Origin of the sequence: Hoeflea sp. BAL378 (assembly GCF_000759435.1) — a bacterium.
Taxonomy (GTDB): Bacteria; Pseudomonadota; Alphaproteobacteria; order Rhizobiales; family Rhizobiaceae; genus Hoeflea.
On record NZ_JRJG01000050.1, the window covers coordinates 1 to 23727 of the forward strand.

Genomic DNA, 23727 nt, shown 5'->3' on the forward strand with positions numbered 1-23727 from the left:
CGAGACGATGCGCGGGCGGCCCGACTCGTACTCCACATGGGGGAAGCCGATGGCGTAGTGCTTGCCATAGGCCTCGAGCGTGCGGTCGTTGACCCACTGCCGGTCCCTGTGCATCTCCGAGAACCGGCGGATGTCGACGACCCAGAGATCGAGCGGCGCCTCGCCGTCGATCGCCCATTGCGCCAGCACCCAGCCGGCGCCGCCGCCGGAGGCGATGCCGAAGGCGTTGAAGCCGGCGCCGACGAACATGTTGACGCATTCGGGCGCAGCACCCAGGATGAAGTTGCCGTCCGGGGTGAAGCTTTCGGGGCCGTTGATCATCTGCTTGACGCCGACCGAATTCAGCGCCGGCACCCGTTCGATCGCCTGCAGCATGTGCTGCTCGAAATGGTCGTAGTCATCGTCGAACAGCCGGAACTCCCATTCATGGGGCACGTCGTCCATGGTCCATCCTACCGGATTGGGCTCGTAGCCGCCGAAGCAGAGGCCGCCGACCTCCTCCTTGAAATAGGTGCGGCGGTCCGGGTCGCGAATGGTCGGCGCATCGCTCGACAGGCCGTCGATCTTCTCGGTGATGACATACTGGTGCTTGACCGGCTGCAGCGGCACATTGATGCCCGCCATCGCGCCCACTTGGCGCGCCCATTGCCCGGCGCAATTGACCACCTTCTCGCAGGCGATGTCGCCTTTGCTGGTCTTGACCGCGAGAATCCGGCCGTCCTTCATCTCGAAGCCGGTGACCCGGACATTCTCGAAGATCTTCGCGCCATGCATGCGCGCGCCCTTGGCCAGCGACTGGGTTATGTCGGAGGGACTGGCCTGGCCGTCGGTGGGCAGCCAGCTCGCACCCACCAGGTCGTCGACCTGCATCAGCGGAAACATGGATTTGGCCTCCTGCGGGGAGAGGAGCTGCATGTCCATGCCGAAGCTCTGCGCGGTGGTCGCGAGCCGCCGGTATTCGATCCAGCGGTCCTGGTTGGTGGCGAGCCTCAGGCAGCCCGACATCTTCCACCCCGTCTCGAGCCCGGTCTCCTGGTCGAGCCGCTTGTAGAGATCGACCGAATATTTGAGCACCTTGGTGATCGACGCCGAGGAGCGCAATTGCCCCACCAGGCCCGCGGCGTGCCAGGTCGAGCCCGAGGTCAACTGGCCCTGCTCGAGCAGGATGACATCGGCCTTGTGATCGCGCGCCAGATGATAGGCGGTGGAGCAGCCGATGATGCCGCCGCCGATGACGATGATCTGGGCTCTGTCCGGGAGTGTCATGGTGAGGTCTTTCCATAGGTCGAATGATAGTGCTCGAGGGCCGTGTCCAGGCGCGCAAGATTCTCGGCGGTGTAGGCGCGGTAGTCGACGCCCGGCGCATCGAGGTGCAGTTCCGAGACGAGGCTCCAGAGCGTCTCGCGCAGCAGCGAGGCGCATTGCATGGCGTGAAAGGCGCGGGTCGTCGCCGGATCGGGTGCGGAGCCAAGCGCGGCCTCGAGCAGGAGCGCGGCTTCATCGGGGCCCATTTCCGCATTCGATGCGGCGCCGGCGATGTCGAACATGGCGGTGGAGAAGCCGGCATATTCGAAATCGATGAGCCAGAGCTTGTGCCCGTCATCGAGGAAATTGGCCGGCAGCAGGTCGTTGTGGCCGAAGACGATCGGCAGCAGGCATTGTGCCGCCTCGAGAGCATCCGAAAGCTCGAGCCACGCCGGCAGGCGGTCGGTCATGCGGGATCCGCCCGATTTCAGGGTCCGGGCATAGTCGCGAATGACATGGAAGACCCAGAACATGAACCCCGCGCCTTCGACGTGATGCGGCATCGTCATGTGGAAATCGCGCAGGAGTCGGCCGATCCGCCCCGCATTGGCGCGGACATCGGCGGCGCTGAAGGTCTTGGCGTCGAGGAAGGCCGAGACCATGATTCCGGGCTCGGAATACTCGACGCGGGGGGCAAATCCGGCGGAATGGGCCGCGCGGGCGGTCATCACTTCCCGGGCGCGGTCGACATGGTGGAAGGGAAAGTCCCGGCCGAGCCGCACCACGTGGCGTCCGCCCGCATCCGTGACAAGCCAGTTCTCGTTGCTCAATCCGCCCGACAGCGGCGCGATATCGATGCTGCCCGAGAAACAGGGCAGCAGGCGGATGCGGTCGAGGGTGGCGGGATCGGTCATGGTCTACTCCAGGCCCAGGCGGCGTCTGGCATGGATGGCGCCCGCCGAGATCAGCCGGTCGGCGATGATGGCGATGGCGGCGATCGACAGGCCGGCGACGAGGCCGCGGCCGGTGTCGGCCTTGGTGAGCGCGATATAGACCTCCTGGCCGAGGTCGCGGGTGCCGACCAGCGCGGTGATGACCAGCATCGATAGCGCGAACATGATGGTCTGGTTGAGGCCAAGCAGGATTTCCGGGAGCGCCAGCTTCAGCCGGATGCGGGTGAGGATCTGCCACTCGGTGCAGCCCATGGCGCGGCCGGCCTCGATCAGCCTGGGGTCGACCTTGCGGATGCCGAGCGCGGTGTAGCGGATCGCCGGCGCAACGGCGAAGGCGACGACCGCGATCATGGCGGTGAAATCGCCGACCCGGAACAGCATCACCGCCGGCATCAGGTAAACGAAACTCGGCAATGTCTGCAGCGTGTCGATGGCCACCTGCACCCAGGACCAGACCCGGTCGCGGGTGGCGGCGAAGATGCCGATCGGCAGGCCGATCAGGGCGGCAAGGACAGCCGAGATGCCGCAGAGATAGACGGTGATCATCGCCTTTTCCCACTGGCCGGTGGCGGCGATGAACAGGGCCAGGCCGCTGGCGAGCGCCGCCAGCCGCAGCCCGCCGAGCCGGCATCCCGCAAAGGAGAGCAGGGCGGCCACGCCGAACCAGGGCAGGTCGCCCAGGAATCGCTTGAACGGGATCAGCACGTTGAGCAGCATCGCGTTCTTGATGGCCTCGAGCGTGTCGAAGAAATTGATGTTGATCCAGGCCACGACTTCCGACCAGAAGGTGCCGGTCGAAAGCTGCCACGCCTCCGGATAGGTGTGGATGCCGGGCACTACATAGCCCAGCAGCGTGGTCATGATCGCAAGCGCCAGCGCGGCGATGAGGTAGGGGTGGCGCGCGAAAAGTCCCGAGGTCGCGGGGTCCGAGGCGGGAGCCGAGAGCTTCTCCGCCGCCGCCTGGCTGAGGCGATCCATGGCGATGGCAAGCGCCACGATGGCGAAGCCCGCCTCGAGACCGGCGCCGAAATCGAGCCGTCTCAGGGCTGCCAGCACGTCGAAGCCCAGGCCGCCGGCGCCGATCATCGAGGCGATGATGACCATGTTGAGCGACAGCATGATAACCTGGTTCATGCCCACCATCAGGCTTTCGCGCGCGGCGGGCACCATCACCCGCCAGGTCATCTGCCGGTCGGTGCAGCCGACCATGTGGCCAAGATCGATGATCTCGCCCGGCACGGCGCGGAGCGCCAGGATGGCGATGCGGGTCATCGGCGGTGTGGCGAAGATCAGCGTGGCGATCACCGCCGCCGTCGGCCCGAAGCCGAACAGGAACAGCACCGGGACGAGATAGGCGAACACCGGGATGGTCTGCATCAGGTCGAGCGGCGGCGTGATCAGGCGCTCGATCCACCGCCAGCGCCAGGCGGCGATGCCGAAGAGCAATCCGAAGACGACGCCGAGCGGCGCGGCAACGAGGATCGAGGCCAGCGTGATCATCGCGCTGGTCCATTGCCCGAACACCGCCAGGAACAGGAAGCAGCCGCCCGCCAGCAGGCCGAGGCGCATGCCGCCGAGCCAGTGGCCGAGCAGCATGACCAGCCCGATGACCGCCACCCAGGGCAGGGGCGGGACGATCTGGATCGCCGACGAGCCGCTGCCTTCGAGAAAACCGGTGGACAGCAGGCTGGAGGCCAGCCTGTAGGGCACGTCCAGCACGGCGGAGACGAAGCGGGTGAGATCGGTGAAGCTGAACAGGCCGAAGCTGGCATCATCGATCAGCCATTTCATCGCAGAACTGATCCACTTGGCCAGCGGCACGGTGTAGGCTTTCGGATAGTCGAAGGCTGCTCGTGCAACGGGTTCGGCATAAAGCCAGAAGGCGATAAAAGCCGCTAGCGCGACCAGCCAGGCAATCGGCAACCGAAGGGCCTTCGCGGCGTCGTGCGCCGCGTTGGTTTCCAATGCTGGAGAGCCCGGGGTCGCCATCGTCAGCCCTGCAGCATCAGCTTGACCACGGCGTCGCGGTCGAGGCGACCGATGATGCGGCCAGTGTCGTCGGTGACGCCGAGATGGGCGACGCCGTCGAGGAACAAGGGGGCCGCCTGGGCGATGTTGGCGCGGGCGGACACGGTCGGCCCGGCCGGGTCCGCGCCATTGGCGGGCAGCATCAGGCTCTGGGCGCGGATCACCTTGGCGCGGGCGACGTTGCGGGTGAATTCGGCCACATAGGAGGTGGCGGGCGTGAGCACGATCTCCTCGGGCGTGCCGGCCTGGACGATCTCGCCATCCTTCATGATGGCGATCCGGTCGGCGAGCCGGATGGCCTCGTCGAAATCATGGGTGATGAAGACGATGGTCTTGTGCAGCACCGTCTGCAGCCGCATGAATTCGTCCTGCATCTCGCGCCGGATCAGCGGATCGAGCGCGGAGAAGGGCTCGTCGAGAAACCAGATTTCCGGCTCGACCGCCAGCGAGCGGGCGATGCCCACGCGCTGCTGCTGGCCGCCGGACAACTGGCGCGGGAAGGCGCTCTCCTTGCCGGCGAGACCCACAAGCTCGATCATCTCCCGGGCGCGGGCCTGGCGGGCCGCCCGGCCCATGCCCTGGATATCGAGCGGGAAGGCGACATTGTCGAGAACCGTGAGATGCGGCAGCAGCGCGAAATGCTGGAACACCATGCCCATCTGGTGGCGGCGGATCTCGATCATCCGCGCCTGCGAGGCCTTGAGCAGGTTCTCGCCCTTGAACAGCACGTCGCCGCCCGACGGCTCGATCAGCCGCGACATCAGCCGGACCAAGGTCGATTTTCCGGATCCGGACAGGCCCATGATGACGAAGATCTCGCCCTCGTTGACATCGAGATCGACCTCGCGGACCGCGCCGACGAGACCGGCCTCGGCGATCGCGGCGGCGTCGGGATGGCCATCATGATCGGCCAGGAAACCGGCGGCGCCGGGGCCGAACAGTTTCCAGACATTGCGGCAGACGAGCTTGGCTTCAGGAGAGGTCATGAACACCCCGGTCGGAGACACATGAGAGTCTGGTGGAGGATCGGGCCTGCGCCGGCCGCGCCCGCGAGGAGCAGGGAGCCATCGGCAACCGGGCCCGAAGGTCCGGCCGCCGAGGTGTCCCGGCAGGAGGCGCATCCGGCCCCGGGTCAGGCTATTTCTTGATCCAGCCCGACCAGCGGGCCTCGTTGGCGCCCATCCAGTCGGCCACGACGGCGGAGACGGTCTTGCCGTTGAGATCGACCTCGGTGATCATCTTGCCCATCTCGTCATTGTCGATGGTGAAGGCCTTGATCGCGTCATAGGCGCCCGGCCACTTGTCCTTCACGCCGGCCCAGCCGACCTTCCAGATCTCGCCGAACGGCTTGCCGCAGTCATAGGCGGCATCGGGATTGATGCCCGCGGCGGGGTCGTTGTAGCACTCGGCCGAATATTCCGGGAACTCGACCCACTGGCCTTCATACTTGGCCGGCGCCCAGTGCGGCGCGTAGATCCACAGCATGATCGGGGCCTGCCGCTGATAGGCGCTTTCGAGTTCGGCAAACAGCGCCGCGTCGGTGCCCGCATGGATGACTTCGAACGGCAGGTCGAGAGCTTCGACGCGCTCGTCGTCAAACCCGCCCCAGGTCACCGGGCCGCCAAGATAGCGGCCCTTGGGCGCGGTCTCGGCGGTCGAGAAGGCCTCGGCGCAGGCTTCCTCCTTGAGCGCTTCCCAATTGGGCAGGCCCGGGCATTTCTCGGTCATGTAGGAGGGGTACCACCACTCTTCCTTGGCCTTCATGCCGGTGGGGCCGAAATTCTCGACCTTGCCGGTGGCCGTGGCTGCGTCCATGGCCTCGCGGCCGGTGGTTTCCCACATTTCCATGGCCACGTGCAGGTCGCCCGTTTCGAGTCCCGCGAACTGCGCCAGGTAATCGGCCTGGACATATTCGATCGAATAGCCGGCCTTCTTGAGCACTTCGCCCATGATCTCGGTGGTGATCAACTGGCCGGTCCAGTCGTGGAGCGTGAGCTTGATCGGGTCGGTGGATTCCTGCGCCGGCGCGGGAGCGGACAGGCCGAGACAGGAAGCGCCCGACATGACGAGCGCCGCGGTCCATCGCCTGAAGGAGCGGCCGGTAAAGATATTGGCTGAATGCATGTCGAGCCTCCTGTTCACCCTGTTGGATCCCGCATCCCGGCGCCTCTGCCGTTGGCCATGGCCATCCCCCGGCAACACGCCCCTGCGCGGTTTGTTGTTGACCGGTCAATCCCACACCACGACCCGAACCTTGTCAATCAATTCTGTGGTTATTTTCGGCTTTGATGCCCGGATCGGTTGGTTTTGATTGATACGGCGCCAGCTATCGCTTAGAAAAAGGGCAGATCAACAGGTGTTCGTCCATGCTGTCCAAACGTCATGCCGAGATCATGCGGATGCTGACCGACGAAGGCACCGTGACCATCTCCGACCTTGCCGCCCGGCTCGGCGTGTCGCTCGAGACCGTGCGGCGCGACGTGCGGCCGCTCACCGACAGCGGTGCGGTGCTGAAGATCCACGGCGCGGTGGGGCTGGCGGGGCAGGTGGGCGAGGCGCCTTTCCAGCGGCGGATGCGCGAGAATGCGGACGCCAAGCGCCGCATCGCCCGGGAAATGGCGCAGCTCATCCATGACGGCGAGTCGGTGATGCTCGACACCGGCACCACCACCAGCTTCGTGGCGCGCGAACTGCTCGGCCACCGGCGCCTGACGGTCGTGACCAATTCCTCCGACATCGCCCGCACGCTGGCGACGGTGAACGGCAACAAGGTCTATATGGCGGGCGGCGAGCTCAGGAGCGATTCAGGCGCCGCCTTCGGAGTCTCGGCCATCGAGTTCATCGCCAAGTTCTCCGTCGCCCACGCGATCATCTCCGCCGGCGCCATCGATGCCGGCTCCGGCGTCATGGATTTCGATCTCGAGGAGGCCGAGTTCGCCCGGATGATGATTTCACGCGGCGAACGCAGCTATGTGGTCACCGACCACACCAAGTTCGGCCGGCGCGGCCTCGTCTCGGTGGCGGGCTTCGAGGCCATCGGTAACCTGGTGACCGATGCGCCTGTGACCCGCGACCTGGCGGAGGTCCTTGATGCGCAGCAGACGCGGCTGATCGTGGCGGCTTAAGGCCAGGCCGGATCAGCCGGCCAGATACTCGGCCAGCACCGTGCGGGTCGGATCCTGCTGCAGACGCCTGAGCGCCGCGGTGAAGGCGTCAACGAAGGCCTCGGTCTCCGCGAGCGCGCCGAAGATATCCGGCATGGCCAGGAATTCGCGCGGATCGCTTCGCGCCGCCAGCGCCCGCTCCGTCAGGCGCGCGGCATTGGGATCGTCGATCGCGACGGCTGACCCGTCATGGGCGGCGGCGCAATAATGCGCCCACAGCGCCACTTCCAGCGCCAGCCCCCCGATCGGCTGACCTGCCTCCAGCCGCGCGGCGATGGTGGGCAGGATGAATTTCGGCTGGCGGTTGGAGCCATCGAGGCAGAGCCGCGGAATGGTGTCGCCGAGTGCCGAATTCGAGAAGCGCCTGGCGACGAGGGCGATGTAGTCGGTCAGGCTGACGCCCTCGATCACCGGCACGGTGGGAAGGATCTCGTCCACCGTGAGCTTGGCGAGGAACCCCGAGATCAACGGATCGGCCATGGCGTCGTGGACATAGTGGTGGCCGAGCAGGGCGGAGGCATAGGCGATGGCCGCATGGCCGCCATTGAGGATCCTGAGCTTCATCAGCTCATAGGGGGCGACGTCGCGGACGAACTCGACGCCAACCTTTTCCAGCGCCGGCCGCCCTTGCGGAAAGGTGTCCTCCATCACCCATTGCCGGAACGGCTCGCAGACCACCGGGGCGGCATCCTCGATGCCGAACTGGGTCCGCACCAGGTCGATTTCGCGCGCCCCGGTCGCGGGGGTGATGCAGTCGACCATGGAATTCGGGAACGCCACTTCTCCAGCGATCCAGTCCGCCAGTTCCGGATCGATCAGCCGCGCCAGGCCCAGCACCGTGGCGCGCGCCACATGGCCGTTCTCGGGAAGATTGTCGCAGGACATGACGGTGAAGGGGGCGAGACCCAGGTCCCGCCGCGCCTTCAGCGCGTGGATGATGACGCCGAACACCGTCTGGGGCGACTGGCTCGCGCCGACCTCGCGCAGGATGGCCGGATGGGTGGGGTCGAAGCCGCCGGTTTCGGCGCTGAGGAAGTAGCCGCCCTCGGTCACGGTGAGCGACACGATGCGAATGCGCGGATCCTGCATCGCGGCGCTCAGGGCGCCGGGATCCAGCGCGACGAAATCGATCATCGATCCGATGACGCTGGCGCGGTAGCCCTCGGGATCGAGCTCGACCACGGTGGTCAGCCAGTCCTGGGGTGCGAGCTTGTCCCGCATGGCCTTGTCGAAATGCATCATGCCGGCGCCGACGATCGCCCAGTCCAGATCCTTGCCCAGTTCGAACAGGCGATGGAAGTAGCTCGCCTGGTGGGCGCGGTGGAAATTGCCGACGCCCACATGCAGCACGCCCGGCGTCAAGGCCCGGCGGTCATAGCCGGGGGTGTTGACGCCCGGGGGGAGGAGGGCGAGCGTTTCTGTGCGCAGCGCCGTGGCGGCGGCTTCCTGCGGTTGGGGGGGAAGGGTATCGGGCATCAGTTCATCCAGTTCCCGCCGTCGACATTGTATGTCTGGGCGACGATGTAATCGGCGTCTTTGGTGGCGAGAAACACCGCCATTCCTGTGAGGTCCTCGGCCGTTCCCATGCGGCCGAAGGGCACGGCCGCGCCCACGAGCCGCTTCTTGTCGCCCGGCGCCAGGTTCTCGTGGCGGGCGAACAGCGCGTCGACATGGTCCCAGTGCTCGCCGTCGACCACGCCCGGGGCGATCGCGTTGACGTTGATGCCATGCTTGATGAGATCGAGGCCGGCGGACTGGGTGAGGCTGATGACGGCGGCCTTGGTGGCGCAATAGACGCCGACCAGGGCCTCGCCGCGCCGGCCCGCCTGGCTTGCCATGTTGATGATCTTGCCGCCCTTGCCGCGGGCGATCATGGATTTCGCCACCGCCTGCAGCGTGAACAGGGTGCCGGCGACATTGATGGCAAACAGCCGGTCGAAGCTTGCGCGGGTGATCTCGACGATCGGGGCGAGATCGAACAGCGCCGCATTGTTGATGAGAATGTCGATGCCGCCCGTGCGCTCGGCCACCGTCCGGACGGCGGCGTCGATGGAGGCCTGGTCGCTCACATCGAGATGCACCGCGAAGGCCTGATCGCCGATCCGGGATGCGGTCGCGGTCGCCCGCTCGAGGTCGATGTCGGCGATGGCGACGGTCGCGCCCTCCGCCACGTAGCGTTCGGCGAAAGCTTTGCCGATGCCGCGCGCCGCGCCGGTGATCAGGGCGGTCTTGCCTGCAAGCCGCGACATCAGATGGCCAGTCCCGCCGCGTCGAAGCGGTAGATCCTGTTGGGATCGGGCGTGAGCCAGACGGTGTCGCCATGGTTCACCTTCATCTCGCCGCTGGCGCGGACATTCACCGTCCCGAGATCGTCGGTGTGGACATGCAGGAAGGTGTCGGAGCCCAGGTGCTCGGCCACGCCGACGGTGCCCTTCCAGGTGCCTTCGGTCGTCGAGATCGCGATATGCTCGGGGCGGAAGCCGATGGTTTTTGCGCCGTGCTTCTCCGCAGGCGCGCCGGTGACCAGGTTCATCTTCGGCGAGCCGATGAAGCCCGCGACGAAGAGGTTGCGCGGCGCATTGTAGAGCTCCATCGGCGAGCCGACCTGCTCGATGTTGCCGGCGTTGAGGACGACGATCTTGTCAGCCATGGTCATGGCCTCGATCTGGTCATGGGTCACGTAGATCATCGTGGTCTTGAGCTGGTAATGCAGTTCGCTGATTTCGAGCCGCATGGTGCCTCGCAGCGCGGCATCGAGGTTGGAGAGAGGTTCGTCGAACAGGAAGGCCGAGGGCTGGCGGACGATGGCGCGGCCGATGGCGACGCGCTGGCGCTGGCCGCCGGAGAGCTGGCCGGGACGCCGCTCCAGGTAATCGGTGAGGTTGAGGATGCGGGCCGCGTCCGCCACCTTCCTGTCGATGGTGGCCTTGTCCTCGCCCGCCATCTTCAGCGGGAAGGCGATGTTCTTGGCAACCGTCATGTGCGGGTAGAGCGCGTAGGACTGGAACACCATCGCCAGTTTGCGCTTAGCCGGCGCCTCGCCGGTGACGTCGCGGCCGTCGATGGAGATCGTGCCGGAGGTGGTGTCCTCGAGCCCCGCTATCAGCCTGAGCAGGGTGGACTTGCCGCAGCCCGAGGGGCCGACGAAGACCACGAACTCGCCGTCCTCGATGTCGAGGTTGAGTTCGGGGATGATGACGACGCTGCCAAAGGACTTCTTGACGTTGCGAAGTGTGATGTTGCCCATGACGGTTCCCCCCGGGGTTTTATTTCACGGCGCCGAAGGTCAGGCCGCGGACAAGTTGCTTCTGGCTGAACCAGCCCATGATCAGGATCGGCGCGATGGCCAGTGTGGAGGCTGCGGAAAGCTTGGCCCAGAAAAGGCCCTGCGGGCTCGAGAAGGAGGCGATGAAGGCGGTGAGCGGGGCCGCGTTGGTGGTGGTGAGCTGAATCGTCCAGAAGGATTCGTTCCAGGCCAGAATGATGTTGAGAAGCATGGTCGAGGCGATGCCCGGCACCGCCATGGGCGTGAGAATGTAGACGATCTCGTTCCACAGCGACGCGCCGTCCATCCGCGCCGCCTCGAGGATCTCGCCCGGAATCTCGCGGAAATAGGTGTAGAGCATCCAGATCACGATCGGCAGGTTGATGAGCATCAGCATCACCGTGAGGCCGATGCGGGTGTCCATCAGGCCGGTGCGCAGGAAGATGAGATAGATCGGCACCAGCACGGCGACCGCCGGCATCATCTTGGTCGAGAGCATCCACATCAGGATGTCCTTGGTGCGCTTGGTCGGCGAGAACGCCATGGCCCAGGCCGCCGGGATTGCCACGATCAGCGCCAGGATGGTCGAGCCGACGGCCAGGATCACCGAATTCATGAACGGCTTGAAATAGTCGTTCTGGGTCTGGACCGCGATGTAGCTCTCGATGGTGAAGGAGGGGATCAGGTCGAAGCCGGCGATCGCCTCGGATTCGGTCTTGAGGCTGGTGATGATGGTGTAGAGGATCGGGAAGAAGATCACGAGGGCGAGCGTCCAGGCGACCGCGGTGTTGATGGCCTTGGTGCGGGTGGTGACTGCGCGTGCCATGTCGTGTCTCCTAATCCAGGTTCTTGCCGACGGCGCGCATCAGGAAGATGGCGACGAAGTTGGCGAGGACGACGGCGATGATGCCGCCGGCGGCGCCCCCGCCGATGTCGAAGTTGAGACGGGCCGCGCGGTAGATCAGGAACACCAGATTGGTCGAGGCGTAGCCGGGGCCGCCATTGGTGGTGACCAGGATCTCGGCATAGACGCCCAGCAGGAAGATGGTCTGGATCAGGATCACCACGGTGATGGCGCGGGCCATGTGCGGCAGGGTCAAGTAGATGAATCGGCTGACGACGCCGGCGCCGTCCATTTCGGCGGCTTCCTTCTGCTCGCCGTCGAGCGACTGCAGCGAGGTGAGCAGGATCAGCGTGGCAAACGGCAGCCACTGCCAGGCGACGATGACGATGATCGAGAACAGCGGATACTGGGCGAACCAGTCCACGGGGGCGACACCGAAGAAATGGGCGATGTCGGCGAACACGCCGTAGCTCGGGTTCATGATCATGTTCTTCCACACCAGCGCCGCGACCGGCGGCATGACGAAGAAGGGCGAGATCACGAGAATCCGGACGATGCCCTGGCCGAACATGGGCTGGTCGATCAGCAGCGCGATGGCGATGCCGCCGATAATGGTGATCAGGAGCACGCCCAGGACGAGGACCAGCGTGTTCCAGATCGACTCGAAGAAGGCGGGATCGGTGTAGAAATAGCGGTAGTTGAAGAATCCGGCCCAGCTGGTGTTGGCGGGATTGAGCAGATTGTAGTTCAGGAAAGAGAAGTAGAGGGTCATTGCCAGCGGCACGACCATCCAGATCATCAGCAGGATGATCGCCGGCGCCCGCATGATCGTCGCAAGGCTTTGGGTTTGACGGGTGGCCATGACAATTCTCCCTGCGGTTGACGGTGGGCGTGCGGCTTTCGGCCGGGTTTTCCGGCGGGAAATGGGCCGCCCGTTTTGGAACGGGCGGCCAGGTGCCCCGGGAGGGTGGCGCTACTTGATGTAGCCGGCGCGCGTCATTTCGCGCGTTGCGACCGACTGGGCTTGCGCCAGGGCGTCGTCGACCGACATCTGGCCTGCGAGCGCCGCGGAGAAGAGCTGGCCGACTGTGGTGCCCAGGCCCTGGAATTCGGGAATGGCCACGAACTGCACGCCGACATAAGGCACCTCATCGACGGTGGGCTTGGTCGGGTCCGCCGCGTTGATCGAGTCGAGCGTCATCTTGGCGAAAGGCACCTTGGCGTATTCCGGGTTCTCGTAGAGCGAGGTGCGGGTGCCGGGGGGCACGTTTGCCCAGCCTTCCTTCGAGGCGACCAGTTCCAGATAGGCCTTGGAGGTTGCCCAGGAGACAAAGGTCTGCGCCGCGTCGGCGTTCTTGGTGCCGGCGGGCACTGCGAGCGACCAGGCCCACAGCCAGTTGCCGCGCTTGCCGAGACCCGTGTCGGGCGCCAGCGCATAGCCCACCTTGTCGGCGACGGTGGAATCGGCGGGATTGGAGACGAAGGACGCCGCCACGGTGGCGTCGATCCACATGCCGCACTTGCCCTGCTGGAACAGCGCCAGGTTCTCGTTGAAGCCGTTCGAGGAGGCGCCCGTGGGGCCGGCCTCGTTCATCAGGTCGACATAGGACTGCAGCGTGTTCTTCCAGGCGGGCTGATCGAACTGGGGCTTCCAGTCCATGTCGAACCAGCGGGCGCCGAAGGCGTTCGACAGCGCCGTCAGGAAGGCCATGTTCTCGCCCCAGCCGGCCTTGCCGCGCAGGCAGATGCCGTTGATGCCGTTCTCGCGGTCGGTCATCTTGCGCGCCGCATCGGCGATGAAGTCCCAGGTCGGGGCGTCGGGCATGGTGAGCCCTGCCTTTTCCATGAGGTCGGTGCGGTACATCACGAACGAGCTTTCCCCGTAGAACGGCGCGGCGTAGAGCTTGCCTTCGTAGGACAGGCCGCCGGCAATGGCCGGGATGATGTCGGCTACGTCGTAGTCGTCGCCCAGGTTGTCGAGCGGCAGCAGCCAGCCCTGCTTGGCCCAGATCGGCACTTCGTAGGTTCCGATGGTCATCACGTCGTACTGACCGCCCTGGGTGGCGATGTCGGTGGTGACGCGTTCGCGCAGGATGTTCTCCTCCAGCGTCACCCAGTTCAGCTCGATGTCCGGGTGCTTCGCGGTGAAGTCGTCGGTCAGTGCCTGCATGCGGATCATGTCACCGTTGTTGACGGTGGCGATGGTCAGTGTTTCGGCAAGCGCCGCCGTGCCAAGCATCGACAGCGCCGACGCGCACAGAAGCGCGTTTGCAAATCTCATCATGAATTCCTCCCAATACCCGATGTGGGCAAATGCCAATTAGACGGGCAATTATTCATTCAGACTTCGGCGAGAGTCAATGCAGATTCGATGCTGCACCTGCTCAGAAAGCAGCGCCGACAAGATTAGCGTAATGTTTTCAAGTCTCTGAGGATGGCCCGTTTTGCTCAATGATTGAGCAGATGCTCCGCCGTGGCTTCGTCGGTGATCAGCCCGTTGATCAACCGACCGCGCATGGCCGCAAGGATCGCTTCGACCTTGAGGATGCCCACCGCAATGGCGATCACCGGCTTGGCGGGAGCGATCTGCAGGACGGCGCTCGCCACCCTGTCATTGGTCAGCCCGTCGATCAGCGTTCCGGAGCGGTCGAACACCCAGGAGGTGATCTCGCCCACGGCGCCCGCCTTGATGAGCGCGCGCGTCTCCTCGCGGCTGACGAAGCCGTCGACGAGCAGGGGCGCGTTGTCGCCGATATTGCCGATGCCGACGAAGGTGACGTCGGCCTGGCGCGCCAGTTCGAGAATGTTGTGCACAGCCTCCTGCTGCTGCAGCAGCAGCTTCTCTTCCATCGACCGCGCGAACACCGGCAGCGGCATCGGGTAGTGGCGGGCATTCACCCGGTCGGCCATGCGGATCACCACGTTGTAGGGCGTGGCCGCCCCGTCCGACATCATGTTGCCGAGCAGCGAGACGATGCGGTGCTGCGGACAGTCCATCTTGGGCAGTTGCTCGACGCTGGCGCGCAGGGCGCGGCCGGTGCCGAGCGCGATGATCTTCGGATGATCGGATTTGAGGATCCGCTCGATGTCGCCCGCGGCCAGTTGCGCGACACCGGTCAGCGCAGCCGGCGCGCCAGGATCGCTTGGCGCGACCTCGCAGGAGGCGAGGCCGAACTTCTCCACAAGCCCGTGCGACAGCTCCATGCATCGGGCGATGGGGTGGTCCAGCCGCACCTTGACCAGCTTCTCGCTGACCGCCAGCGAGACCAGGCGCTGGGCGGATTGCCGCGAGACGCCGAGCTTGCGGGCGATCTCGTCCTGGGTGTTGCCGGCGACATAATAGAGCCAGCCGGCGCGGGCGGCGTCGTCAAGACGGCTGGTTTCGTGATCGCCCGCGGTGCTCATGTGCCCATCCGTTCATCCGGTTGCCGATTGGCGTGAGGCACCATTTCAAAGAAATGCTCCCATTTGTCAAAGCACCGCACTTTTCCGCCCAGCGTGAGCGCGTCGTCGCTCATGCCGCTCAGATGGCTTCCGCCGGTGAAACGCAGCACCTGCATGCCCGCCTGGTTCGCCGCTTCGATGCCGGGCAGCGAGTCTTCGATGACCAGGCACAGGGCCGGATCGGTGTTCATCCGCCGGGCGGCGTGCAGGAACAGATCAGGCGCGGGTTTGCCTCTCTCGACCTCGGAGGCGGTGAACACCCGCGCCTCGAAAAACTTCGACAGGCCCGTGAGGTCCAGCGACCTGAGCGCCCGCTTGGGCGAACTGCTGGTCGCCACGCAGGACAGGGTCGCGAGGCGCGACAGCAGCGGCTTTATGCCCGCGGTGGTCGTTAGTTCCTGTTCGAACCGGGCCAGGAGGTCGGTGCGGTATTTCTCCTCGAAATCCGTTCCAGGGAGATAGCCGTGGGAGTGGCGGATCTCGGCGGCGACCTTGGCCCAGCTCCGGCCGAGGAAATGGGTCTGCACATGCGCTGTGTCGACCTTCACCCCGACGCTGGCGAGCGCATCGATCAGCACACGGGCGCTGATGACCTCGCTGTCGATGAGGACGCCGTCGCAGTCGAAGATGATCAGTTCGGGAGCGGGCGAAATCAGCGTCAGGCCTCGATCAATGGGTCAGGAGCCAGATCCGATAGCACAGCCCGCGCCGCAAAGGCAGCCCGGCAAAGCGTGGCGCAGGAGATGAAGGCCCTCGCGCACGGTCCGCCTCAGGCGCTTTGCCCGGCCGCGGGCTCGGCTTGCCGGTGGTTCTGGAGGCCTTCGGTGAACTCGTCGACCAGCGAGCGCACAACCTCCTTCTGGGCCTCCCGGGCGCTGGCGCCGCCGGCGATCGCCCTGGCGTGGATCGAGCGTTGCCGGTCCGCGCTGCTGCCGGTCTCGACGATGCGCCGGGTCGACAGGAGTTCGTTCAGGCAGCCGAGCGCCTCCGCATCCTCCCGGACGATGTCGATGAGCTCCTCCAGCAGCAGGGAGAAATCGATCACCTCGCCGCGTGCGAAATCGATCAGGCCGTTGGATCCGCCGTAGCGCTGGGCGCGCCAGCGGTTTTCCTCGACCAGGAAGCGGTCATAGACGCGCCAGCGCTGGTTGCAGCACCCGAGCCGCCACAGCATGTGCATGATCGACTGGGTCAGCGCCACGATCGAGAGCGCGTCATCGAGCCGCGGCGAGACATCGCAGATGCGGGATTCGAGCGTCGGAAACCGGGCCGAGGGGCGAAGGTCCCACCAGATCTTGCTGCTGTCCTCGATCAGTCCGCTGTCGATGATGACCTGCACCGACCGCTGATATTCCGACCAGGAGGAAAACCGCGGCGGCAACCCGGTTCGGGGAAGATTGTCGAACACCGTGAGCCGGTAGGAATTGAGCCCGGTGTCGTCGCCCTTCCAGTAGGGCGAGGAGGTCGACAGGGCCAGCAGATGCGGCAGGAAATAGGGAAACTGCGCCATCAGGTCGATGCGGGTCTCGTCATCGTCGAGCCCCACATGCACATGCATGCCGCAGATCAGCATGCGGCGGGCCACGCCGCCGAGATCGCGTTCAAGCTCGCGGTAGCGCTGCTTGTCGGTGAAATGCTGCTGGTGCCAGTCGGCAAAGGGGTGACAGGAGGCGGCGAGCGGGGCCAGGCCGTGCTCTCCGGCAAGGCGGGCGATGACCAAGCGCAGGCTGGCCAGGTCCGCGCCGGCTTCGGCAACCGTTCTGCACACCCGGGTGCCGACCTCGATCTGGCATTGCAGGAATTCGGGGCTGACCTGGTCGTGCAGTTCCTCAACGCATTGCGCCATCAGCGATTCCGGCGCTGCCGCGAGATCCAGGCTGTCGCGGTCAACGAGCAGGTATTCCTCTTCGACACCAAGGGTGAAGCTGGGTTGCCGGTAGCTCATGGCGGGATTTGACCCGGAAAATACCGGCAGCGCAAGCCGCCACGGACAGGCCGGCTGTCACAGGAGCCGCGCCACCGCGTGGGCGATCACGAGTTCCTCGTCGGCCCTGACCACGAAGGCGGGCCGCGCACTGCCGCCGGCGGTCAGCCGTTCGGCTCCGGCGGCGTTGGCCGCGGGATCGAGCGCGAAGCCCAGCCAGCCGAGCCTCTCCAGCGCCTTCGCGCGGATTGGCGCGGCGTTCTCGCCGATGCCTCCGGAAAACACCAGCGCATCGATGCCGCCCAGAGCCGCCATCGCGCCGCCGATCTCCTCCACCAGCCGGTCGACATACATCTCGACGGCGAAGGCGGCGTCGGGTCCGCCGCTTGCCAGCAGCGTCCGCATGTCGCCTGAAATCCCGGAGACTCCGGCCAGGCCGCTCTGATGATAGAGCAGTTTCGAGACCTTGTCCGCGTCGCCGCCGAATTGCTCGAGCAGCCAGAGCACCGCGCCGGGGTCGAGCCGTCCGGGCCGCTGGCCCATCATCAGCCCGTCGAGCGGCGTGAAGCCCATCGATGTCCAGCGGCTCACGCCGTCGATCATGCCGCTGATCGACGAGCCGTTGCCGAGGTGACAGGCCACCACCCGGCCCCGCGGCAGGCCAAGCTGCGGCAGGGTGGCGGCGACGTGTTCGTAGGACAGGCCGTGAAAGCCGTAGCGGATCAGCCCCTGCCTTGCATAGGCGCGGGGCAGGGCCATCTCGCGCCGGACCGCCGGCACGCCGGCATGGAAGGCGGTGTCGAAGCAGGCGACCTGGAGGACGCCGGGAAGGGCGGCAAGCGCCGCATCGATGCCCGCCAAATTGTGCGGTTGATGGCCGGGGGCCAGCGGCGCAAGCGCAGCAATGCCTGACCGGACCGCGGCGTCGATCGCCACCGGCGCGTCGAACTGCTCGCCGCCGTGGACGACCCGGTGACCGACGCCGCCAATGGCGCCCGCGCGCGGCAGGATGACCTGTTCGATCAATCGCGGCAGCAGGTCGGCGTGGCCCTGATCCGCAGTCCCGAACACGACCGCATCCTGTCCCGGGAGCCGCAGCCTCGGCATCTGGCCGTGCCCGATGGCCTCGACCAGTCCCGACATGGTTCGCTCGATCCCGGGCGTGAACAGGGCGAACTTGATCGACGACGAGCCGCAGTTGAGGGCCAGCAGGCTGTCATACGCGCTCTCGGTCATCGGGTCGGCGTCCTTTCCGCACGAGGAGGTGGCACCCGGTCCGGCGCAGGAGGCGCCGGTTTGGACTGGTGCATCGCAGCTTGCTCTACTGTCTGTTGTGCCGGATTGGAAGCTCTGCGCAACCCAAATCCACACTGGTCTGGCGGGTTTGGCGCAAGTGGAATGATCCATCCAACTTGCTGGGCTGCGCCGATGGACACCAGGGCCGGCGACGATTGCCGGGGCTTCGCAGCTTGGGCCGGCGACCGGATTGCAATGTTTAGTAAAAGCTGGTTCACTAAACAAATGACTTAACTTTCGCGGATCCAGATCCGCCCGGTTCTGTCGCGCAGGAAGGGGAGTTCCTGCAAAAGGCCCGTCACCGGACCGGCCTGTTTTTGGGAGGAACAGCAATGCCTGCGCTGACATCCGACGACTTCCGCGCGCTGGCCTGCGCCATGGCGGCCGCGATCGCGGCAAACGCCCAGCGCCTGACCGACCTCGACAGCGCGATCGGCGACGGCGATCACGGCGCCAACATGAAGCGCGGCTTCGACGCGGTGGAGGGCGAGCTCGACCAGATTGCCGCCAAGCCGCTGCCCGATGCGCTCAAGGCCGCTGGCATGAAACTGGTGATGACGGTCGGCGGCGCGTCCGGTCCCCTGGCGGGCACCTTCTTCATGACGCTTGGCAAGGAACTACCTGAGAATTTTGACCGGGCCGGGTTCGTCGCGGCCTATGAAAAGGCGGTCGATGCCGTTGCCGCGCGCGGAAAATCCCATGCCGGTCAGAAGACCATGCTGGACGTGCTCTATCCGATGCTGGATGTCCTCAAGCAGGGCGGAGACCCCGAGGCGGTCGCGGCGCGCGCCGAAGAGGCGGCGGAGGCGACCATTCCGATGCTCGCCACCCGCGGCCGGGCGTCGTTTCTGGGCGAACGCTCGATTGGCCACATGGATCCCGGTGCCGCATCGGTTGCCCTGCTGGCGCGGGCCGTCGCCAGGACGTTGACCGCACAGGGAGGTGCGTGAGCCATGAATGTGGGCATTGTCATCGTATCGCATTCACCGCTTGTGGCGGAGGGCGTGGCCGACATGGTCCGCCAGATGGTGGGCGACGAGGTGAGGCTGGCCTGGTGCGGCGGCGATCCGTCGGGCGGGCTCGGCACCAGCGTCGAGGCGATCATCCAGGCCATCGACAGGGCCTGGTCCGATGCGGGCGTGGCCGTTCTCATCGATCTCGGCGGGGCGGAAACCAACACGGAAATGGCCATCGAGTTCATCGGCGAGCCGCGGGCGTCGCTGATCGCCATCTGCAATGCGCCCATCGTCGAAGGCGCGATCATGGCGGCAACGGAGGCGTCGGGTGGGGCGTCGCTCGCCGCCGTCGTGGCGACCGCCGAAGAACTGTCGCCGCTCTGAGCCTGCTGAAAGGAACCAGTGACATGACTGCCATGGCGGTTTCGGACGTGATCATCACCAATGAGGTCGGGCTGCATGCAAGGCCGTCGGTGAAACTGACAAAACTCGCCAAGTCCTTTCCCTGCCGCGTGGAGATCGCCATGCGGGAAGAGGGGCCGTGGATCGATGCCAAGAGCATCGTCAAGGTGATGGCCGCCAAGGCGCCCAAGGGAACGCGGTTGTGGCTGCGGGCCCAGGGCGAGCAGTCAACCATGGCGGTGGCCGCGCTGACCGCGCTGGTTGAACGCGGATTTGACGAAGGCGGCGGCCATGACGGGGCCAGCTAGGATTTCGGGGCAGGGCGCCAGCGCCGGCTTTGCCCGCGGGCCGGTCCACCTGGCGCGCCGGGGCGGCCGCAGCTACATCGCCAAATCGACGCCGGAGCAGGAACTGCAGGCGCTGCATCTTGCGGTCGAGACGGCGGCCACTGTCATCGCCTCGGCGATGGGCCAGGTGTCAGGAGATGCGGCCGATATCCTCGAATTCCAGCTTGCCATGCTGGAGGATGGTTCCTTCACCGAAGCTGCTGCCGGGATCATTTCCTCTGGGGCCACCGCCCCTGTGGCGTGGACGGTGGTGCTGGATGCCGAGATCGCCGGTTACCAGGCGTCGGAGGACGCCTCCTTCGCGGCCCGGTCGGCGGACCTCGCCGACATCCGCGACAATGTCCTGTCGGCCCTGTCGGGCGACAGCGCAGCGACAATCCCGCCCGGCGTCATCCATGTCGACGAGGACATCGCCCCGACGCGGTTTCTGGCCCATGACTGGAGCACGGGCGGCGGCCTGGTGCTGCGCCGGGGCAGCGTGGCCAGCCATGTGGCGATGCTGGCGCGGGCGCGCGGCGTGCCGATGATCGTCGGCATCGGCGACGGCGCGATCGCCGACGCCGCGGAGGCCCTGCTGGATGGGCAGGCGGGCGAGCTGCTGGTCTCTCCCGATCCTGTGCAGATTGCCGCGTTCAACGATCGCCGCAGCCTCAGCCAGGCGCTTCAGCGGGATGCGGATGCGGTTGCATCCGACCCCGCCGTCACGCGGGACGGCGAGACGGTCGCGGTGCTTGTCAACATTGCCGATCCGGACGATGTCGACCGGATCCCCATCGTTCATGTCGACGGCGTCGGACTGATGCGGACCGAGTTCCTGTTTGGCGGCGAGCGTGGCCTGCCGGACGAGGACACGCAGCTTGCCGCCTATCGCAAGGTGCTCGCCTGGGCGGAGGGCAAGCCGGTGACGATCCGCACCCTCGACGCAGGCGGCGACAAGCCGGTCGCGGGCTATACGATCCCGGAAGACAATCCGTTTCTCGGCATGCGGGGTATCCGCCTGTCTCTGGCAAGGCCGGAGGTGTTCCGGGTGCAGATCCGGGCGCTGCTCAGGGCAGCTCCATACGGGGCGCTCAAGGTGATGCTGCCGATGGTCTCGATCCCGGGCGAAATCGCCCAGGCGCAGGCGATGTTTGCCGAAGAGGCGGCCGATCTGGCAGGCGCGGGCGTAATCCATAGGATGCCCGAGATCGGCATCATGGTCGAAGTTCCCTCGGTGGCGGTCACGCCGGACCGTTTCGCCGGCGCGGCGTTCTTCTCGATCGGATCGAACGATCTGACCCAGTATGTGCTGGCGGCGTCGCGGGACAACACGAGGCTCGGCGCGCTTGGCTCGATCGATGATCCCGCAGTGCTGAGGCTGATCGCCAATGTGACGCGTTTCGGCGCGGAGAACGGCGTTGAAACCAGCCTGTGCGGCGATGCCGCCAGCGATCCGGAGATGACTAGCGTCTTGCTCGGGGCCGGACTGCGCCGGCTTTCGGTGGCGCCGGCGCGGGTGGCGGTGGTCAAGGCGGCGGTGCGGCGCTTCGTGCGCGGGGAGCAGCCCGGATGAAACCGCACACCGGCGAAGAGGCGATCCGCGCCTACAAGCAGAAACTGGCCTCGATCGTCGACAGGCGCCCGTCGGGCACGCGCCAGCGGCTGGCGGATGCGCTCGGCAAGAACCGCAGCTTCGTGACCCAGATCACCAGCCCCAGCTACCTCACGCCCTTGCCGGCGCGGCATCTCCCGGTGATCTTTTCGGTTTGCCATTTGAGCCAGGCGGACCAGCAGGAGTTTCTGGCGCTCTATCACGCGGCGCATCCGGGACGGGTGGCACGGTCGCCGGCCGGCCGGCGGACGCGGCAACTGACCGTCACCGCGCCGGATCTCGGCAGCGAGGAGCGCAACCGCATGTTCGACCAGGCGGTCGCGGATTTCATCCACCGCATGGGTGCGATGTTCGGCAGCGAAGCGGACGAGGAGGCCTGACGGCCACGAAGGGAGGACAGCATGAAGAAACTGATGAATGGGGCCGAGACGATCCTGGCCGAAAGCCTTGCCGGTTTCGCCGCCGCGCATGAGGACATCGTGGTGCTGGATCCGTCCGGCAAGTTTGTCCGCCGCAGGGACCTCAGGACCGGCAAGGTCGCGCTGATTTCCGGCGGCGGCTCCGGCCATGAGCCGCTGCACGCGGGACTGGTCGGCTTGGGCATGCTCGACGCCGCCTGTCCCGGCCAGGTGTTCACCTCGCCCACGCCCGACCAGATGCTGGAGGCGGCGCAGGCTGTCGAGGGCGGTGCGGGCGTGCTGTTCATCGTCAAGAACTATGAGGGCGATGTCATGAATTTCGACATGGCCGCCGAGATGCTCACGGACATGACGGGCATCGAGGTCATGCAGCTCGTCACCAATGACGACATCGCGGTCGAGGATTCGCTGTTCACCACCGGACGCCGGGGCGTGGCGGGAACCCTCGTGGTCGAGAAGATCGTCGGCGCCGCGGCGGAGCAGGGAGTGGGGCTTGCCGATCTCGTGGCGCTGGGCGAGCGGGTCAACCGGCAGTGCAGATCCTTCGGCGTGGCGCTGATCAGTTGCACGGTGCCGGCCGCGGGCAAGCCGACCTTCGAGCTCGGACCCGGCGACATGGAGTTCGGCGTGGGCATCCATGGCGAACCCGGCCGCCGTCGGGCGCCGCTCGCCAGCGCCGACGAGATCGCCACGGAGATCTGCGAAGGGATCGTCAAGGAATTCGGCGATGTCAAAGGCCGGAAAGCGCTGTTGTTCGTCAACGGCTTTGGCGGCACGCCGCTGATGGAGCTCTATGTGATGCACAACAGTGCGCGGCGGATCTTCGAGGCCCACGGGCTGACCATCGCCCGGTCGCTGACCGGATCCTACGTCACCTCGCTCGACATGGCCGGCTGCTCGATCACGCTGACGCTGATGGACGACGACATGCTCGCGCTGTGGGATGCCCCGGTGCGGACGGCTGCCCTCAGATGGGGCGTCTAGGCCGAGGGTGAGCGCGTCCGGGTGGCGCGCTCGTAAGCCCCCGGTCGGAAAACATGGCAAACTTGATATTCATCAAGGAAACGACCTCGCCGATCAGTCATCTTCCTGAGGGAAATCAGGGAGTTTTGAGGGCTTCGAAGCCGTCAAGGATTGTGCATGCTGAGCCTGGCCGGGGACAAATATCACCTTTCGCGTTCAACGCTGCTGCGTCTCACATCGGCCATCGGCAGCGCCGCCGTGTTCGGACTGCTGGCGGCGCCGGTGCTTCAGGGCGCCTATTGGCCCTCCGCCTTCGCTTTGGCCTTCATCTACGGATTCTTCTTTGTCGGCGGCACCGGCTACCGGATCCTCATCGCGGTGGCGCTGCGGGATGGGTCGCGCAAGGCCTCCGCGTCCTGGTCGGGCGCCACCACGGCTTCGGCCCTGGCCGCTCTGGTGGCCGCATTGCTGCTCCAGCTCCAAAGCGGGCAAGCGGCCTTGCTCGTGCTCGCCGCCTATGCTGTGGCGATCAACATTGCCTACATCCCGGTCAAGTTCGCCTGCGTTGAGGCAGGCTGCTGCCATGCCCATCGGCGCGACCCGGTCATCATTCGAAATCATGATCTGCGCCATGTCGAGATCATAGCAAGCGCCGTCGTGCTTGCGCTGGCAACGGCGGCGTTGTGGGCAGGGGCGACCGGCCTGGCCGCTTGTCTCGGCGTGGGCGGGCATCTGGCGATCCGGCTTCTGTCGCGCTGGTCGCGCGAGCGCATGCCCGGCGCCGGTCTTCAAGACGAAGTCAAGGGACAGGAACTCGTACCGCTGGGGCTGGTCCTTGCCGCGGCCTTATGGATGACGGCGCCATACTGAATCTTATTCACAAAGG

23 protein-coding genes are annotated in these 23727 nt (G+C 66.0%); 8 read left to right on the plus strand and 15 right to left on the minus strand.

The window, feature by feature from the left end:
* From LL06_RS12835 to LL06_RS12855, 5 genes are all read right to left on the minus strand, one after another.
* Positions 1-1266 (minus strand): FAD-dependent oxidoreductase (locus tag LL06_RS12835; protein ID WP_035527258.1); only part of this gene is annotated, 1266 nt, incomplete at its 3' end.
* A complete protein-coding gene (locus LL06_RS12840) occupies positions 1263-2159 on the minus strand; it encodes a choline/ethanolamine kinase family protein (RefSeq protein ID WP_035527261.1) in 897 nt (298 codons plus the stop codon). The genes LL06_RS12835 and LL06_RS12840, both read right to left, overlap by 4 nt.
* 3 nt (positions 2160-2162) lie before the next feature.
* Complete coding sequence (locus tag LL06_RS12845; RefSeq protein ID WP_052161522.1) at positions 2163-4163, minus strand: ABC transporter permease subunit; 2001 nt, start codon at positions 4161-4163, stop codon at positions 2163-2165.
* A gap of 26 nt (positions 4164-4189) precedes the next feature.
* Positions 4190-5212, minus strand: a complete 1023-nt coding sequence (locus LL06_RS12850; RefSeq protein WP_052161523.1) for a betaine/proline/choline family ABC transporter ATP-binding protein — start codon at positions 5210-5212, stop codon at positions 4190-4192.
* A gap of 151 nt (positions 5213-5363) precedes the next feature.
* Entirely contained in the window at positions 5364-6350 is a 987-nt protein-coding gene (locus LL06_RS12855) for an ABC transporter substrate-binding protein (protein WP_035527267.1), read from the minus strand.
* Positions 6351-6592: 242 nt separating this feature from the next.
* Here LL06_RS12855 and LL06_RS12860 point away from each other — a divergent pair, with 242 nt between their 5' ends.
* Positions 6593-7351, plus strand: a complete 759-nt coding sequence (locus LL06_RS12860; protein WP_035527271.1) for a DeoR/GlpR family DNA-binding transcription regulator — start codon at positions 6593-6595, stop codon at positions 7349-7351.
* A gap of 12 nt (positions 7352-7363) precedes the next feature.
* On the opposite strand, the gene LL06_RS12865 is transcribed toward LL06_RS12860, so the two are convergent.
* The 10 genes from LL06_RS12865 to LL06_RS12910 form a co-directional block, all read right to left on the minus strand.
* A complete protein-coding gene (locus LL06_RS12865) occupies positions 7364-8866 on the minus strand; it encodes a mannitol dehydrogenase family protein (RefSeq protein WP_052161525.1) in 1503 nt (500 codons plus the stop codon).
* Positions 8866-9639: an L-iditol 2-dehydrogenase gene (locus tag LL06_RS12870; RefSeq protein ID WP_035527274.1), complete on the minus strand. Its 774-nt coding sequence runs from the start codon at positions 9637-9639 to the stop codon at positions 8866-8868. The genes LL06_RS12865 and LL06_RS12870 overlap by 1 nt, the downstream gene beginning before the upstream one ends.
* Positions 9639-10637, minus strand: a complete 999-nt coding sequence (locus tag LL06_RS12875) for an ABC transporter ATP-binding protein (RefSeq protein WP_035527277.1) — start codon at positions 10635-10637, stop codon at positions 9639-9641. Before LL06_RS12875 ends, LL06_RS12870 begins: the two co-directional genes overlap by 1 nt.
* A 19-nt stretch (positions 10638-10656) precedes the next feature.
* Entirely contained in the window at positions 10657-11481 is an 825-nt protein-coding gene (locus LL06_RS12880; RefSeq protein WP_035527279.1) for a carbohydrate ABC transporter permease, read from the minus strand.
* 10 nt (positions 11482-11491) lie between these two features.
* A complete protein-coding gene (locus tag LL06_RS12885; protein ID WP_035527281.1) occupies positions 11492-12361 on the minus strand; it encodes a sugar ABC transporter permease in 870 nt (289 codons plus the stop codon).
* 111 nt (positions 12362-12472) lie between these two features.
* Positions 12473-13738, minus strand: coding sequence for a sugar ABC transporter substrate-binding protein (locus LL06_RS12890; protein WP_244447128.1), 1266 nt, complete (start codon positions 13736-13738; stop codon positions 12473-12475).
* Positions 13739-13947: 209 nt separating this feature from the next.
* Positions 13948-14904 (minus strand): sugar-binding transcriptional regulator, encoded by a 957-nt coding sequence (locus LL06_RS12895; RefSeq protein ID WP_035527287.1) that lies wholly within the window; start codon positions 14902-14904, stop codon positions 13948-13950.
* Entirely contained in the window at positions 14901-15617 is a 717-nt protein-coding gene (locus tag LL06_RS12900) for an HAD family hydrolase (RefSeq protein ID WP_152599595.1), read from the minus strand. Before LL06_RS12900 ends, LL06_RS12895 begins: the two co-directional genes overlap by 4 nt.
* Positions 15618-15712: 95 nt before the next feature.
* A complete protein-coding gene (locus tag LL06_RS12905) occupies positions 15713-16888 on the minus strand; it encodes a carboxylate-amine ligase (protein ID WP_052161526.1) in 1176 nt (391 codons plus the stop codon).
* 57 nt (positions 16889-16945) lie between these two features.
* Positions 16946-18103: an acetate/propionate family kinase gene (locus tag LL06_RS12910; RefSeq protein WP_035527290.1), complete on the minus strand. Its 1158-nt coding sequence runs from the start codon at positions 18101-18103 to the stop codon at positions 16946-16948.
* 392 nt (positions 18104-18495) lie between these two features.
* Here LL06_RS12910 and dhaL point away from each other — a divergent pair, with 392 nt between their 5' ends.
* From dhaL to LL06_RS12945, 7 genes are all read left to right on the plus strand, one after another.
* A complete protein-coding gene (dhaL, locus tag LL06_RS12915; RefSeq protein ID WP_052161528.1) occupies positions 18496-19113 on the plus strand; it encodes a dihydroxyacetone kinase subunit DhaL in 618 nt (205 codons plus the stop codon).
* 3 nt (positions 19114-19116) lie between these two features.
* A complete protein-coding gene (dhaM, locus tag LL06_RS12920) occupies positions 19117-19503 on the plus strand; it encodes a dihydroxyacetone kinase phosphoryl donor subunit DhaM (RefSeq protein ID WP_035527295.1) in 387 nt (128 codons plus the stop codon).
* A gap of 23 nt (positions 19504-19526) precedes the next feature.
* Complete coding sequence (locus LL06_RS12925) at positions 19527-19829, plus strand: HPr family phosphocarrier protein (RefSeq protein ID WP_035527298.1); 303 nt, start codon at positions 19527-19529, stop codon at positions 19827-19829.
* Positions 19813-21420: a phosphoenolpyruvate--protein phosphotransferase gene (ptsP, locus tag LL06_RS12930; RefSeq protein WP_035527442.1), complete on the plus strand. Its 1608-nt coding sequence runs from the start codon at positions 19813-19815 to the stop codon at positions 21418-21420. Before LL06_RS12925 ends, ptsP begins: the two co-directional genes overlap by 17 nt.
* A complete protein-coding gene (locus LL06_RS12935) occupies positions 21417-21839 on the plus strand; it encodes a hypothetical protein (RefSeq protein ID WP_035527300.1) in 423 nt (140 codons plus the stop codon). Before ptsP ends, LL06_RS12935 begins: the two co-directional genes overlap by 4 nt.
* A gap of 21 nt (positions 21840-21860) precedes the next feature.
* Positions 21861-22862 carry a dihydroxyacetone kinase subunit DhaK gene (dhaK, locus tag LL06_RS12940; protein ID WP_035527303.1) on the plus strand — a complete coding sequence of 334 codons (1002 nt, stop codon included), beginning with the start codon at positions 21861-21863 and terminating at the stop codon, positions 22860-22862.
* 156 nt (positions 22863-23018) lie between these two features.
* A complete protein-coding gene (locus LL06_RS12945) occupies positions 23019-23711 on the plus strand; it encodes a hypothetical protein (protein ID WP_035527306.1) in 693 nt (230 codons plus the stop codon).
* The last annotated feature ends 16 nt before the right edge of the window (positions 23712-23727 follow it).